12 protein-coding genes and 1 pseudogene are annotated in these 14443 nt (G+C 70.8%); 8 read left to right on the forward strand and 5 right to left on the reverse strand.

The annotated features are described in order from the left end of the window. Positions 1-30 precede the first annotated feature (30 nt). Entirely contained in the window at positions 31-2286 is a 2256-nt protein-coding gene (locus ACWGI6_RS29680; protein ID WP_393907434.1) for an acetate--CoA ligase family protein, read from the reverse strand. 226 nt (positions 2287-2512) lie between these two features. Between ACWGI6_RS29680 and ACWGI6_RS29685 the strand changes: the two are divergent. The 3 genes and pseudogenes from ACWGI6_RS29685 to ACWGI6_RS29695 form a co-directional block, all read left to right on the forward strand. Further along, positions 2513-2641: pseudogene (locus ACWGI6_RS29685) on the forward strand (DoxX family protein); the annotation flags it as partial. 26 nt (positions 2642-2667) lie between these two features. Further along, the gene (locus tag ACWGI6_RS29690) at positions 2668-3150 is read left to right on the forward strand and encodes a Zn-ribbon domain-containing OB-fold protein (RefSeq protein ID WP_453270360.1); all 483 of its coding nucleotides are present in this window, start codon (positions 2668-2670) and stop codon (positions 3148-3150) included. 207 nt (positions 3151-3357) lie between these two features. Then, the gene (locus ACWGI6_RS29695; RefSeq protein ID WP_393907436.1) at positions 3358-3846 is read left to right on the forward strand and encodes a GNAT family N-acetyltransferase; all 489 of its coding nucleotides are present in this window, start codon (positions 3358-3360) and stop codon (positions 3844-3846) included. A gap of 276 nt (positions 3847-4122) precedes the next feature. On the opposite strand, the gene ACWGI6_RS29700 is transcribed toward ACWGI6_RS29695, so the two are convergent. Next, positions 4123-4857: a pyridoxine/pyridoxamine 5'-phosphate oxidase gene (locus ACWGI6_RS29700; RefSeq protein ID WP_453270361.1), complete on the reverse strand. Its 735-nt coding sequence runs from the start codon at positions 4855-4857 to the stop codon at positions 4123-4125. 1 nt (position 4858) lies between these two features. After that, entirely contained in the window at positions 4859-6175 is a 1317-nt protein-coding gene (locus ACWGI6_RS29705) for an FAD-dependent monooxygenase (protein WP_453270362.1), read from the reverse strand. 334 nt (positions 6176-6509) lie between these two features. Here ACWGI6_RS29705 and ACWGI6_RS29710 point away from each other — a divergent pair, with 334 nt between their 5' ends. Next, entirely contained in the window at positions 6510-7286 is a 777-nt protein-coding gene (locus ACWGI6_RS29710; protein ID WP_453270363.1) for a VOC family protein, read from the forward strand. A 331-nt stretch (positions 7287-7617) separates the two neighbouring features. Further along, positions 7618-8802: a macrolide family glycosyltransferase gene (locus ACWGI6_RS29715; RefSeq protein ID WP_453270364.1), complete on the forward strand. Its 1185-nt coding sequence runs from the start codon at positions 7618-7620 to the stop codon at positions 8800-8802. A gap of 63 nt (positions 8803-8865) precedes the next feature. Here ACWGI6_RS29715 and ACWGI6_RS29720 read toward each other — a convergent pair whose 3' ends face one another. Further along, the gene (locus ACWGI6_RS29720) at positions 8866-10050 is read right to left on the reverse strand and encodes a thiolase C-terminal domain-containing protein (protein ID WP_453270365.1); all 1185 of its coding nucleotides are present in this window, start codon (positions 10048-10050) and stop codon (positions 8866-8868) included. A gap of 776 nt (positions 10051-10826) precedes the next feature. On the opposite strand from ACWGI6_RS29720, the gene ACWGI6_RS29725 reads away from it, so the two are divergent. The 3 genes from ACWGI6_RS29725 to ACWGI6_RS29735 all read left to right on the forward strand — a co-directional run bounded on the left by ACWGI6_RS29725 (position 10827) and on the right by ACWGI6_RS29735 (position 13408). Further along, entirely contained in the window at positions 10827-11330 is a 504-nt protein-coding gene (locus ACWGI6_RS29725; protein WP_393907442.1) for an allene oxide cyclase barrel-like domain-containing protein, read from the forward strand. Positions 11331-11546: 216 nt separating this feature from the next. Continuing rightward, entirely contained in the window at positions 11547-12938 is a 1392-nt protein-coding gene (locus ACWGI6_RS29730) for an acyl-CoA dehydrogenase family protein (protein ID WP_453270366.1), read from the forward strand. Further along, a complete protein-coding gene (locus tag ACWGI6_RS29735; protein WP_453270367.1) occupies positions 12938-13408 on the forward strand; it encodes a nitroreductase family deazaflavin-dependent oxidoreductase in 471 nt (156 codons plus the stop codon). Before ACWGI6_RS29730 ends, ACWGI6_RS29735 begins: the two co-directional genes overlap by 1 nt. A gap of 225 nt (positions 13409-13633) precedes the next feature. Here ACWGI6_RS29735 and ACWGI6_RS29740 read toward each other — a convergent pair whose 3' ends face one another. Further along, the gene (locus ACWGI6_RS29740) at positions 13634-14281 is read right to left on the reverse strand and encodes a TetR family transcriptional regulator (RefSeq protein WP_453270368.1); all 648 of its coding nucleotides are present in this window, start codon (positions 14279-14281) and stop codon (positions 13634-13636) included. Positions 14282-14443 lie beyond the last annotated feature (162 nt).

A 14443-nucleotide genomic window follows, 5' to 3' on the forward strand; every position in this document is an offset into this window, starting at 1 on the left:
GCGTGGGTGTGCCTGTGGGTACGGGGCCGGTCAAGGGCAGATGGCCAGCGCGTCGAGGGCGACGGCGCCCTCCCCGCGTGGCAGCACCACCAGCGGATTGATGTCCAACTCCGCCAGTTCGCCGTCGAGTTCGAGCGCCATCCGCTGCACTCTGAGCACGACCTCGACCAGCGCATCGATATCCGCGGGCGGTGCGCCGCGTGCACCGTCCAGGAGGGCGCGGCCGCGGAGCTCGTCGAGCATCGCGCGCGCCTGGTCCTCACCGAAGGGCGGGATGCCCACAGCGACGTCCTGCAGGACCTCCACGAGCACCCCGCCGAGGCCGACGGTCACGGTCGGCCCGAAGAGGCTGTCGTGGGTGATGCCGACGACCATCTCGACGCCCCGCTGGATCATCTGGCAGACCAGTACACCGTCCAGCGGGACGTCCTCGTAACGGGCGATGTCGGTGAGCTCGCGATAGGCATCCCTGACCTGGCTGGCCGAGGTCAGTTGGACCTTGACCAGGCCGAGTTCGGTCTTGTGCGCCAGCTGTGGCCCGGAGGCCTTCATGACCACGGGGTAGCCGACCAGGCTCGCCGCCCGTACGGCCGCCGCCGCGCTGGTCACCAGCTGTTCGCGCGGGACCCGGATGCCGTAGGCGCGCAGCAGCTGCTTGGCCCCGTGTTCACTGAGCGGCTGGCCCGGACGCATCAGGGCCTGCGCCTTGCGCGCGGACGGGGACGGGATGCGCGGTGCGTCCTCGAAGGGGGAGCGGTAGCCGGCGGCGAAGCGGTGGTGGTCGAGGTAGGCACGAACGGCGGTGATGCAGTTGGCGAAGGTGCGGAAGGTCGCCACCCGCGAGGAGCCGAGGAGGGTGCTGCGGTAGGCGTCCTCGGTACCGACCGGCGAGCCCCACACCACACACACCAGCTTGTCCGTCTGCTCCGCCGCATCCACCAGATCCTGCGCGAGCTTGTCGCTCATGGGCGGGAAGGGCCCGGTGATCGGGCAGATCAGTACGCCGATGGACGGGTCGGCCAGGATCGCGTCGATGATCTTGCGGCCGCGCCAGTCGCCGACCGGGTGCCCGCCGTTGTCGATCGGGTTGGCGACGTTGAGGTAGTCCGGTATCCACTGGTGCAGTTCGGCCTGCTTGACCTCACCGAGGGTGGGCAGCCGCAGCCCCGCCGCCGTCGCCAGGTCGGAGAAGTGGGCGCCGGTGCCGCCGGAGATCGAATAGACGGCTATGCCCTCCGCGGTGGGCTTGCCGGCGCGGGCCAGCAGGGCGGCGGTGTCCTGCAGCTCGTCGAGACCGTCCACCCGGATCACGCCGAACTGCCGCATCGCCGCGTCCACGACGCCGTCGGCGCCGGTGAGCTTGCCGGTGTGCGAGGCGGCCGTACGGGCACCGGTCTCGGTGCGTCCGACCTTGACGGCGACGACGGGCACCTTGTTGCGGGCGGCGCGGTCGGCGGCCAGCAGAAAGCTGCGGCCGTCCTTGAGGCCTTCCACATACGCGGCGATGGCGCCGACCTCGGGGCGGGTGGCGAAGTAGGAGAGAAAGTCAGCCGTCTCCAGATCGGCCTCGTTGCCGGTGGGGGCCCAGTGCGAGAGGCGGATGCCCAGTTCCTGAAGGCTGAAGACGGGGCGGCCCTGGTGGCCTGACTGCGTGATCAGGGCGATGGCCGGGCCGTCCAGGTCCTCGCGGAACTTCTCGAAGGCGTTGAGGTTGGTGTTCGGGCCGAGCAGCCGCAGACCGGAGCGTTCGACAGCCTCGGCCAGCCGGGCCTGGGCGGCCGCGCCGCGCTCGCCGGTCTCGGCGAATCCGGAAGCGAAGGCCACGGCGAACTTCACCTTGGCCTCGGCGAGTTGCTCGATGACCGGCAGTGGATCACCGACGAGGAGTACGGCGAGGTCGACGGTCTCCGGGAGATCGGCGACGGTGGCGTGGCAAGGCCGCCCGAAGACCTGGGTGCGCCCGGGGTTCACGGGGTGGAGCCGGGCGCCGACGCGTTCCGCCCAGGCGATCAGCTGGCGGGTGATGCCCGTGTTGGGGCGGCCCTCGCTGTCCGAGGCGCCGACCACGGCCACGGACTCGGGCCGGAAGAACCGGTCCAGGTCGGGCACCGGAGCGTGCAGCGGGCGCCCGCTGACATCGCGGTCGACCGCCCCGGCGCCCTGTCCGCCGTCGCCGGGGTGCGGTTCACTGATGCCGTGGACGGAGTGTGGTGGTTGCTCCCCACAGGCCATGACGCGGGCCGGCCGGGAGTGAGTGGTGAGGGTGCCGTGAGTCGATCCAAGCATCGCAGACGCCCGCTCCTGTGTGAGGCCTCTCGTTCTCCTTACCTGACGCATAGTCAGATTACTGAACTGACGGCGCGTCAGGAATGGGGCTGCACGGTAAAAGCTTGCGGGGTTCGGTCCGGGGGCGGCCTCGGCTCCCCCGGGGTGGGCGTGGATTACGCAGGGCCCCTTGCGCGACGAGTTCCGTATCGGCTGAACTGACGTACCGTCAGAGGGGGGTGGGGGCGTGTGGTGCGTCCATGACCGGGCGGAGCAGGGGCAGAACGCCATGATGGCGCTGATCTCACTGGTCACCCCGTACGCGAGGAGCCGGCAGACGTGGTCGGTCGATGAAGCGGTGGGGGTGTTCGCGTAATGGCCGGGACTGCTGGGACGAGAGGGATGCAAGGTGCTGTGCCGCGTGCGGCGCGGAGTGCGGCCCGTTTCGATCTGCCGGAGGTGGATGCCTTCACCCGGCCGTACTGGGATGCGGCGGCCGAGGGGCGGCTGCTGCTGCGTCGCTGCCGGGCAGAGGGGTGCGGTGCGGCGCATCACTACCCGCGTGAGTTCTGCCCGTACTGCTGGAGTGAGGATGTCGGCTGGGCACAGGCCACCGGCCGCGCCACCCTCTACACCTGGTCCGTCGTGCACCGTAACGACCTTCCGCCGTTCGGCGACCGGGTCCCGTACATCGCAGCCGTGGTCGATCTGGTCGAAGGCCCCCGGATGATGACCGAGATCACCGACTGCCCGGAGCCGGAACTACGGATCGGGATGCCGCTCGCGGTGCACTTCCGTCGCGAGGGCGAGGGCGAGGGCGCAGGTGACGGGGAAGGTGAGGGCGCGGGCGGCAGGGTCGCCCTCCCTGTCTTCCGGCCCGCGTGACGTCAGGGTGTGCCTGAGTGCCTGAGTGCCTGAGTGCCTGAGGGTCTGCGGGTCTGCGGGTGTGCGTCCCCCACGTGTGCGCCCATGCGCCCGTGCGCCCTTGCGCCCATGCGCTCACGTGCCCGCCTTCCCGCCACCCTGTGCCCCTGGCCAGGAACGCGGCGTAATGCGGTGGCGGGCGCGCCGCGTCCGCGGGATGCTGTGGCCGTGCTGATTCGTGACGCGACCGCGGGCGACTGGCCCGCCATCTGGCCCTTCTTCCACGCCATCGTGGCGGCCGGGGAGACCTATGCCTATCCGCGGGACCTCGATGAGGCGACGGCCCGCGAGATGTGGATGCTGACGGCGCCCGGCCGCACGGTCGTCGCCGTCGACGAGTCCGGCACGGTGCTCGGTACGGCCAAGATGAACCCCAACCACATGGGCGGCGCCGCACATATCGCCAGCGCGAGCTTCATGGTCGATCCGCAGCGCGGCGGACGCGGCGTCGGCCGGGCGCTGGGCGAACACGTACTGGCCTGGGCCCGCGCCGAGGGCTATCGCGCGATGCAGTTCAACGCTGTCGTGGAGACCAACACCGGTGCCGTCGCCCTCTGGGAGTCCCTGGGCTTCCGGATCATGACGACGCTCCCCGAGGGTTTCCGGCACCCCACCAAGGGCTATGTGGGGCTGCACATCATGTATCAGCAGCTGTGAGGGCGAGCGGACCGGTGGAGGTATCAGGGCCGCGGTGAGGACCGGGCCGGCCGAGACCTCTGGACCGGCTGTGATGCCCGGCCTGGCCGAGACGCCTGTTCTCTTCGACGACGCCCGGCCTGGCCGAGACGCCCGCTCCTCCGACGACGCCCGGCCTGGCCGAGACGCCCGCTCCTCCGACGACGCCCGGCCTGGCCGAGACGCCCACTCCTCCGACGACGCCCGGCCCGGCCGAGGCTCCCGTTCCTCCGACGACGCCCGGACCCGCTCCCCGGCTCACGGCCAGAGCAGTTCCTTCACCCAGCCCCCGCCCTCGTAGCGGTAGTTGAGGCGCACATGACGGCGCCGCGCATCGCCCTGGAAGAACTCGACCTCCTCGGCGCGCAGCACATACAGCGTCCAGCTCGGCACCGGCGCCTCCGGCTCGCGCCGGGCGTGCTCCCATGCGGCGTCCGAGGCGCGCGCCAGCTCCGCCGTCGAGCCGAGCACCTCGCTCTGCCGGCCGACCAGCGCCGCGGCCAGCGCGCCCGTGGAGCGGCGGTGCAGATCGGCGGCGCTCTCCTCGGGGCCCGCCGCGGTCACCGATCCGCGGACCCGCACCTGGCGGCCGACCGCGGCCCAGTAGAAACCGAGCGCCGCCCGCGGCCGCTCGGCCAGTTCGCGGCCCTTACGACTGCCGCGATGCGAGGCGAAGTGCCAGCCCTGCTCATCGGCGTCGTGCAGCATCAGGGTCCGCACGGAGGGGTCACCGGCCGCGTCCGCGGTGGCGAGCGTCATGGTGTGCGGCTCGGGCACACCAGCCTCGGCGGCCTCCCGCAACCACTGCCGGAACAGGGGCAGCGGATCGTCCGGAGCCGTTGCCGGGTCGAACGACGGCAGCTCGACGTCCCAGACCCGCAGCCCGCGCAGCAGCTCATGGAACGCGCGGGCGTCCGCAGCTCCGGAGTGGTTCGCGGTGGCGTCGGCGGGGACGGCATCCGGCGTGTTCCGGTGCCCGGGATGATCAGTCATGTCAGGCAGCGTACGTGGGGCGTGCGGCGGCCGGAGCGGGACCGGCGGCCCCGTTCGATACCGGATGGTCCTTGAGCGTGATCGCGTTGGCCCCACGCTGTACGTCCTCGGCGATCTTCTTCGCGACCAGGTTCTTCCACGGCATGTAGGGCAGGATCCGCATCATCAGATGCCGGAACCGGATCTGCCGCCGGGTGCCCACCGTCATCTCCTGGGCGAACTCCGTCGCCAGCGCATGATTGACCGCGACATAGCCGCGCAGCTCCTCCTCGTAGCGCCCGAAGGCCGCCTCCGGATCGCGGTCGGCCGCCGCGAGTTCCCCGGCCAGGACGTACGCGCCGACCAGCGCCATCCCCGTGCCCTGACCCGACGCCGGTGAGGCGCAGTGCGCGGCATCGCCGAGCAGCACCACCCGGCCGCGCGACCAGCGGTCCATCTCGACCAGCTGCAGCCCGTCGAAGTAGAAGTCGCTCGCCTCGCGAGCCGCTTCGAGCAGCCGTGGGACCTCCCGCCAGCCTCCGGCCGGGGGGACGCCCAGCCCCTCGAACGCGGCTTCCAGCAAGGCCCGTTGCTGATCCGGGTCCCGGTGGTCATAGCTCAGCCGCGGTGAGCGGAAGATGAGCAGGCCCTTGGCCGCGGGGTCTCCGGCGGAGCTGTAGGCACAGATCAGCCTGCCGGGTTGGGCGTGGTACAACTCCTCGCGGTCCAGGCCGAGTTCATTCGGCATGGAGAAGGCGGAGGCATACGCCCCGAGGTGCCGTAGGAACTGCTCCTCCGGGCCGAAGACCAGCCGCCGGACGGTGGAGTGCAGACCGTCCGCGCCGACGACGAGGTCGAAGCGACGGGGAGCGGCACGCTCGAACGTGACCTCGACGCCTGTGGCACCTGTGGCGTCCGGGGTGATCGAGGTGATCGAGTCGCCGAAGACGTACTCGACATCCCTCCGGGTGCGCTCGTAGAGGATGCGCGCCAGATCGCCGCGCATGATCTCGTCGTCGCGGCCGACCCGGGCGCCGAAGATATCGGCGGGGAGGGTGGCGATCCGCTTGCCGTCGTCGTTCACGTACGCGCCGGTCCGCATGTCCGTACTGGCGCGCTGGATCTCCTCCAGGATCCCCATCCGTTCGACGACCTCGATCGCGGCGCCCCGGATATCGACCTTGTAGCCGCCGGTCCGCAGCTCGGGGGCGCGCTCGACGACGGTCACCGCGAAGCCGTAGCGGTGCAGCCAGTACGCGAGCGCCGGGCCGGCGATGCTCGCGCCGGAAATCAGCACGGTCTGGGGCGTGGTGCGGGGCGACGGGTCGGTGCTGGGCATGACGGGGTTCCCTTCGGGGTCGTGGCGCTCCTGAACGGACTGCGCAGGGTGATCCCGGCGCTCGGTCGTGAGGCACTCGCCGACCGGTGAGACCGATTATACGAGCGTCTTAAACGCTTGTCTATGACAGTTGTACATGACGCCGTGCGGGCCGGCCGGTGGTAGCCGGATTGCCTGCCGCGCCGCCCGTAGCCTCATCGCTCATGACGTTGCTGATGGCCCTGCTCAAGGCCCTGCTCAAGGCGTTGTCCGTCGCGGCGGCCAAGTAGGACACGTCCTGACCTCGATCGTCACTAGCGTCGGCCTTGGCAGTGTCACTGCGAAGGAGCAGAAGTTGAGCAAGATCAGCACCAACCAGCCGCTCGGAACGCCGGCCTGGATCGACCTGGGGGTCCCCGACCTCGACCGTGCGAAGGCGTTCTACCGCGCGCTGTTCGGCTGGGAGTACGAGGAGCGGTCGGCGGCGACCGGCCCGTTCACGCTGTGTCTGCTGCGCGGTCAGCGGGTGGCGGCGCTGCGGCCGGTCTCCGCCGCCGACGTCGAGGGCGAGTCCTGGTGGCACGTCTACTTCGCCACGGACGACTGTGACGGTACGGCCAAGCAGATCGCCGTCGGCGGCGGGAGGGTGCTCGCACCGCCTGCGGACGCGGCGGACCTGGGGCGTACGGCGGTCGTGGCGGACCCCACCGGAGCCCGCTTCAGCCTCTGGCAGGGACGTACGCTGCCGGGCTGTGAGCTGGTCAACGAGCCCTGCACGCTGGTCCGCAACGACCTCGCCTGCCCGGACCCCGGCCCTGCCCGCCGCTTCTACGCCACCGTCTTCGACTTCACTCTCGACGGCAACGACGACCTCCCCGACTTCGACTTCACCTTCCTGCGCCGCCCCGACGGCCATGAGATCGGCGGCATCTTCGGCGATCCGTCGGCCACGGCATCCCGTTGGCAGACGGTGTTCGAGGTCGCGGACACCGACGCACTGGTGGGCAGCGCCCTCGCCGCAGGGGGTACCGCAGGCACCCCGGAAGACGCCCCCTACGGCCGCATGGTCGCGATCACCGATCCGTTCGGGACGGCCTTCAGCGTCATCACCCGCCCGTCGAGCGCCGGTTAGCCATCGCGCGCGGTCCGGCCCGGGCTCCCGGCCCGGGCCGGACCAGCCATGCCGCGCCCCCCACCCCGCCGGGCCCCCACCCCGTCACGCCACCACGGCGCCACCGCGGAAAAAAATCCATTCGCCCCGCCGCAGGACCCCTCCTACGCTTCCCCCATGAACTTCCTTCAGATCTACGGCTGACACGGCCGAGGGCGTTCCACCGCCCCGCCCGCACCCAGGTGCGCCCGCGGCGCGCCGGCTTCGTTGCCGGTGTCGCGCGATGCCGCCTGGGCCGTCGGGCTTCCGTGTCCCCGTTCCGTAGCTCTGTACCGAAGGAAGTCCTGCTCCTATGCGTCGCTCTGTTTCTGCCCCTGCCCATATCGCCATGGTCGGCGCGCCCATGGTCAGCCATGTGCTGCCCAGTCTGGAGATCATCCGTGAGCTGGTGGCCCGCGGCCATCGCGTGACGTACGCCAACACCGACCATGCGGCCGAGCTGATCGCCCCCACCGGCGCCGAGTTCGTCCGCTACACCTCCACCCTGCCGGTCGACGGCAACTGGCCGCAGGACCCCGTCGCCGCCTGCTCGCTCTTCCTTGACGACGCGATCGCGGTCCTGCCGCAGCTGCGTGCCGCGTACGACGACGACCCCGCCGACCTCTACCTCTACGACATCGCCGCCTACGCGGCCCGTGCGCTGGCCGAGTCGCAGGGCCGCGACCTCGTTCAACTGTCCCCGACCTATGTGGGCTGGGAGGGGGCCCAGGAGGAGTTCGGCGCGCTGTTCGCCGGGCTGCCGGGGGCGGATGCCTACCGCGCGCTGTTCGCCGCCTGGCTGGCACGGTGCGGTGCGGTCACCACGGATGTCGACGACTTCTCCGGCCGGCCGCGCCGGGCGCTGGCCATGATCCCGCGCGCCATGCAGCCGTGTGCGGACCGGGTGGACGACGCCGCGGTGACCTTCGTCGGGCCGTGCTTCGGCAGCCGTGCGGAACAGGGCGGCTGGACGCGGCCGGCCGGCGCCGACAAGGTGTTGCTGGTGTCGCTGGGTTCTGCGTACACGCGGCAGCCGGAGTTCTACCGGCAGTGCGTGGCGGCGTTCGGAGAGTTGCCGGGATGGCATGTGGTGCTGCAGATCGGCAAGCACACCGACCCGGCGGAGCTGGGGGACGAGATCCCCGCGAACATCGAAGTACGGTCGTGGGTACCGCAGTTGGCGGTACTGGAGCAGGCGGATGCGTTTGTGACGCATGCGGGGATGGGCGGCAGCAGTGAGGGGCTGTACGTCGGTGTGCCGATGATCGCCGTCCCGCAGGGCGCCGAGCAGTTCCACAACGCCGACCGACTGGTGGAGCTGGGCGTCGCCCGGCGCCTCGACACCGCCGACGCCACGGCGGCGGCCTTGCGCGGTGCCCTGACGGAACTCACCACCGATCCCCAGGTCGCCGCACGTTCCGCCGGGCTACGGGCGGAGTCCCGCGCGGAGGGGGGCGCCCGCCGCGCCGCCGATCTGATCGAGGAGCGGCTGGGCTGACGCTCCGGGGCCGGGTGGACGGGCCGGGCGGATGGGGCGGGGCGGGGCTCGGGCGCAGCCCCGTCAGCCCCGTCCCAACACCACCGTCCCCGATGAACAGAACCAGCCACCCGTGCCCGAGGCGACCGCGAGCTGCGGCAGCGCGCCGTCGCGCTGACGAACCTGGCGGTCCGGGCCGGCCTCGCCGCGGAGCTGGCGTACCGCCTCGACCAGCAGGAACAGGCCGCGCATACCGGGATGGCAGGCGGCCAGCCCACCCCCGTCGGTGTTGACCGGCAGCTCCCCGTCCCGCAGCAGCCGCCCCTTCTCGACGAACGCACCGCCCTCCCCCTTGGCGCAGAAGCCCAGGTCCTCCAGGGTCACCAGGGTCATATAGGTGAAGGCGTCATAGAGTTCCGCGAGGTCGATCTCGGAGGGGCGGACACCGGCGCGTTCGAACGCCAGCCGGCCGGAGACCGCGGCGGGCGAGACGGTGAAGTCGTCCCACTCCGACATGGTGGTGTGCGAGACCGCCGTGCCGGAACCGAGTACCCATACCGGGGGTTTGGCGAGGTCGTCGACGTAGTCCTCGGCGACGAGCAGGACCGCGCAGCCGCCGTCGGAGCGGATGCAGCAGTGCAGTTTGGTGAACGGGTCGGCGATCACGGGGCCGGAGAGAACCTCGTCGACGGTGATCGGGTCGCGGTACATGGCGTCGGGGTTGGCCGCCGCATTGGCGCGCGCCTGGACGGCTATCTGGGCCAACTGCTCCAGGGTGGTGCCGTATTGGTGCATATGGCGGCGGGCGGCCATGGCGTACTTGGCGACCAGGGTGTGCCCGTAGGGGACCTCGAACTGGAGTGGGCCGCGGGCCCCGAAGGAGAGGTTCGCGGTGCGGCGCCCGGCCTTGAGGTCGGCGCGAGCGGTGGAACCGTAGACGAGAAGTACGGCGTTGGCGTGGCCGGCGGCGATCGCGTCGGCGGCGTGCGAGGCCAGTACTTCCCAGGTGGAGCCGCCGACCGAGGTCGAGTCGACCCAGGTGGGGTGCAGCCCCAGGTATTCGGCGACTTCGACGGGCGCGAGGGTGCCCAGGCCCGCCGAGGCGAAGCCGTCGATCACCGAACGGTCCAGACCGCTGTCGGCGAGTGCCCGGCGGGCGGCCTGGGCGTGCAGGGCGTACGGGGTGGCCTCGTCCACGCGCCCGCAATCCGACAGGGCCACTCCGGCGACGGCGACCTGGCGCTTCCCGTAACGGGTCCCTGAAGTCATGAATCTGACGGTACATCAGATCCTGGCGGGCGGGCAGAGGGCGGATCGCTGCCCGGCGCCCGCCCGGCCTCCGCGTTCTGCCCGGCCTTCGTGGCTTTCGTGGCCTGCGCCCGGTCTCCGTGTCCCGCGTCCGGCTTCCCCGCCTTGCGCCCGGCCGGCGCGACCGGCAGGTCGGCCACGACCCGGCATCGGGCCACCAAGGAAGGCGAACCCAAGGAAGGCGACATAAAGCGATTATCGGAGAATCGGAGATAATGGCGCGGTCTTTAAATGCTTTCCCGCGGCGGGTATTCTCCATTCGCTGTGTGTATTTCACCGGTCCGGACTTCGACCGGTTGACTGCTCGCTGTTGCCCATGCGGTGGAGCAGGCATTTCCGTGTGCGGGACGAGAGGTTCCCGCCTGTCTCAGGGAGTGTCATGTTCGCCTTCGCATTGCGTTGGCCGGTGCCTGCCCAGGCGCGCGGCTCCGGAATGACTGACGGATTCTTGGCGGGGGACGTCATTCCCGGCATCGCATTCTCCTCTTCCCCGACGGGGCGCTCGCGCATGTGACCAGCAGGAATGCGGGAACGGGTGCGGGAATGACGGCACCGGAATGCCGAGCTCCCGGCCGACCTGGCTCTGGTTCGCCCGTCAGGCGAAAGTCGCGGCGTCATGCCGTCATGCCGTCATGCCGTCACGCGGTCCCGCCGTCCGCTCGATATCGGCCCGGAAATTATTGCATCTCATGGCAAATGGTCAGTGAAATTCCCTTCCAGCCTCACAGGAGAAAACCGTGCGTCACTTCAAGCATGTCGCTCTGAGTGCGGTCACCGGATTGGCCGCTCTCCTTTTCTGCGCGCCCTCGGCATCGGCTTTCACCGGTACGGGCGGCGGGCCCAATCCGCCGAGAGAGGAAGTCTTCCAGCTGGTCGCGAAGCAGACTCAGGGCGGTCTCGTCGATGTGGACGGATCGGGCGGGCCAAGCCTGGGGGACGAATTCGTCTTCAGCGGGAATCTCTTCCGCGGCAGTATCGCGGTCGGCACCTTCAGCGAGATCTGCACGCTGACCCGCTTCGAGCCCACGGATGAGTTCGACCTGCAGTGCGCATCCGATCTGTCCCTCTCCCAGGGGCAGCTCACCGTGCAAGGCCGGTTCACCGTCACCACGGCCGGCCCCGGCAACATCGACATGGCGATCACCGGAGGCACGGGCCGCTACCGCACCGCCCACGGCTACCTCCACGCCGTCAACATCACGCAAACGGAAACGCAGCTCACGGTCCATCTCATCCTCTGACCCACCCGCACCCCGCCCTCGGCCCCGACCGCATCGGCGAGGCCGAGGGTGACGTCATCGGGCGGCGCCGGGAGCGCGCGCCCCGTACTCCCGACGACTTGCGGACACGGCCTAGGAAAGTGCACCCCCCGTCCCTACTATGACGGTCCGTCAGATCGGAAGCGGGGGCCCGTCGGACCGGACGGGCGTTGTCGCACGGCCGGGAGGAGCCCGCCGATGGATGCCGCGTTCACCGAGGAGCAGCACGAAATCCGCCGCACGCTGCGCGAACTGCTGCTCAAACGCTGCGGTCCGGACGAGGTCAAGGCGGCGGTGCGCACCCCGCCCGGGTACGACGAGCAGCTGTGGCGACAGCTCGCCGCTCAGCTCGGCCTGCCCGGCCTGGCGCTGCCCGCCGCATACGGAGGGGTGGGCTGCGGGCCCACCGAACTCGCCCTGGCCTGCGAGGAGACCGGCCGCGCCGTGCTTCCCTCGCCGCTCATCGCCACCGCCGCGCTGGCCGCGCCGCTGATCCTCGCGCTGGGCAGTGAACGCCAGCGCAGCGCACTGCTGCCGGCCCTCGCCACCGGAGAGCTGACCGGAACGCTCGCCGTACCGGGCGGGCAGCTCGCCACCGCACTGGCGTTGACCGGGCCGAACGACGGTGACTGGGCGGGCGGCGGCCGGGCCGGCGGCATCCAGGCGCGGGTGCAGGACGGAACGTGGCGGCTGTACGGGGAGGCCGGGCAGGTGTTGAACGGGCACACCGCGGAGGTGCTGGTGGTGGCCGCACACGCCGGTGGGTTCGCACACAGCCGTACCCTGCTCTTTCTCGTACGGGCGACGACACCCCACCCGGCGCCCCACCCGGCACCCCACCCGGTGGACCGGCCGGACGCCCGGCGCGCTGAAGCGCCCGTCGTTCCCGGTCTGTTGCGGACCCGGCAGACCGCGTTGGACGAGACCCGCCCGCAGGCGCGCCTCGAACTGCGCGAGGTACCCGCCGAGTTGCTGGGGGAGGGGGACGGCGACGAGGCTGCGGTGGCCGGGGCGCTCGCTGCGACCGGGGTGACGGCCGCCACGGCGCTGGCCGCCGAGGCGGTCGGGGCGGCCGATACGGCGCTGGCCCGCACCGTCGCCTACGTCCAGGAGCGCGAGCAGTTCGGCCGGCCCATCGGCTCTTTCCAGGCGGTGCAGCACCGGCTCGCCGATCTGTATGTGACGCTGCAGGCGGCGCGCTCGGCGGCGTACTACGCGGCGTGGTCGGCGGGCGGCGGAGGGTCCGGGGGCCGGGGCGCCGAGCCCGGTGTGGGGGCGCTCGCGCTGGCGCAGGCACTGGAGACGCTGCGTGTGGTGGCGGCCGAGGCCGTGCAGCTGCACGGCGGCATCGGCTTCACCTGGGAGCACGACGCGCATCTGTACTTCAAGCGTGCGGCCTGCGATGAACTGCTGCTGGGCCCCGTGCACCGGCTCCGGGCACGGGCCGCGGAGGAGGCCGGGCTGTTCACGGGCGGGGCGGGGGAGACCGGCGGTGGCAGGGAGACCGACGGGAGCAGGGTGACACCCGCAAGCCGGGACGCGGCCGGTGCGCCGGCGGGAGCCCGTACGCCAGAGGCGGTGGAGGCCTGATGCCGCCGGGTGAGCGGTTGCTCCAGAAGGTCTCCGCAACCCGTACGTTCGCCCGGATCGCGCCGCACTTCATCCCCGCGCTGGACCGTACGGTGCATCGGCTGACCCGCGGAAAGGTGCTGCTCAGCGCGCGGATGCTGCCCGGTGTGGTCCTGACCGCGACCGGGGCCAGGAGCGGGCAGCCGCGGCGTACTCCGCTGGCGTGCCTGCCGGAGGAAGGCGGCGGCTGGCTGCTGATCGGCAGCAATTTCGGACGGCCGGGGCATCCGGCCTGGACCGGCAATCTGCTCAGGAATCCGGACGCCGAGGTGAGTTGGCGCGGCCGGGACATCCCGGTGCGGGCCCGGCTGCTCACCGGTGAGGAGCGGGCGCAGGCATGGCGGGCGGCGCTGGCCTTCTGGCCGCCGTACGCCACGTACCAGGCGCGGGTGGCGCGGGAGATCCGGCTGTTCCGGCTGGAGCGGCGGTGACCCGGACGGTGCGTAACGGGGCTTCGCCCTTGCCCGTCCGGTCCGCCGTGCGCACAGCGGGCGCTGCGGCGAACCCCTGAGGGCCGCGCGACGCCCGCTGTGTGTGCGGTACAGCTATGGCAGGACGGATATCAGGACGGATGGCGAACTGCCCGGGGAACACCGGGACTTCGAGGCGCGACTGCTTCTCCGGCCGCTTCCTCGGATGGTTTCGCGGCTATCTCGTTATTTGGTCGGCTTCTTGCCGGTGACGCCGAGGTGCACCAGCAGCGCCAGCGTCGGCTTGAGCTCGGACTGCTTGACACCCCAGCTCTGGAAGCCCTTCTGGTGCCCGGCGACCGCCGCCAGCATCGCGACGAGCGAGCCGGCCATCGCGGGCGCACTCACGTCCTTGTCGACCTTGCCCTTGCTCTGCAGTTCCTTGATCGAATCCGTAAGGGAGTTGGTGACGGCATTAAGGATCTTCATGCGGATCTTGTAGAACCGCTTGTCGCCCTCGGCCGCGCCCAGGTCGATGACGCGCAGAATCGCGTCATGCTTCCGCCAGAAGGAGAGGAAGCCTTCGACCAGATCCTCCGCCGCCTGCCATGCGGACTTGCCCACCCAGGAGCGTCCGGCGACAAGATCGGTCAGAGTGGCGCCTTCTTTGGCCATCTCCTCGGCGATTTCGAGGACGGCGCCCTCGACGTCTGGGAAGTACTGATAGAACGTTGCGGGTGAAGTCCCCGCTTTTCGGGCTACATCGATGACCTTGACGTCCCGGTAGGGGGACGAACTGAGCATTTCACTGAGGCAGTCGAGAAGCTTTTGCCGCGTCGCCTGTCCGCGGCGGCCGGCAACTCTGCCGTCGACGGTTCGAACTTGTCCTGTCATGCCGTCAGCTTACCGAGGGGTGATCGGAGCGCGATTTGGCTGCCTGCAAATGGGGATGGGGGAGTTCGGGGTGCGTGGCCGCCGTGAGCGTGCTGGTGGCGGGCCCGCCGGTGGCCGTGGATCGCGCTGCGCCGCTTGGTCCGAACCGGTGAAGAGTGTTAT

This window comes from Streptomyces sp. NPDC054786 (assembly GCF_053611685.1).

Coding starts and splice junctions, on each gene's coding strand:
- ACWGI6_RS29680 (WP_393907434.1), bottom strand. CDS start 2,286: ATGCTTGGATCGACTCACGGCACCCTCACCACTCACTCCCGGCCGGCC.
- ACWGI6_RS29690 (WP_453270360.1), top strand. CDS start 2,668: ATGCAAGGTGCTGTGCCGCGTGCGGCGCGGAGTGCGGCCCGTTTCGAT.
- ACWGI6_RS29700 (WP_453270361.1), bottom strand. CDS start 4,857: ATGACTGATCATCCCGGGCACCGGAACACGCCGGATGCCGTCCCCGCC.
- ACWGI6_RS29705 (WP_453270362.1), bottom strand. CDS start 6,175: ATGCCCAGCACCGACCCGTCGCCCCGCACCACGCCCCAGACCGTGCTG.
- ACWGI6_RS29715 (WP_453270364.1), top strand. CDS start 7,618: ATGCGTCGCTCTGTTTCTGCCCCTGCCCATATCGCCATGGTCGGCGCG.
- ACWGI6_RS29720 (WP_453270365.1), bottom strand. CDS start 10,050: ATGACTTCAGGGACCCGTTACGGGAAGCGCCAGGTCGCCGTCGCCGGA.
- ACWGI6_RS29730 (WP_453270366.1), top strand. CDS start 11,547: ATGGATGCCGCGTTCACCGAGGAGCAGCACGAAATCCGCCGCACGCTG.
- ACWGI6_RS29735 (WP_453270367.1), top strand. CDS start 12,938: ATGCCGCCGGGTGAGCGGTTGCTCCAGAAGGTCTCCGCAACCCGTACG.
- ACWGI6_RS29740 (WP_453270368.1), bottom strand. CDS start 14,281: ATGACAGGACAAGTTCGAACCGTCGACGGCAGAGTTGCCGGCCGCCGC.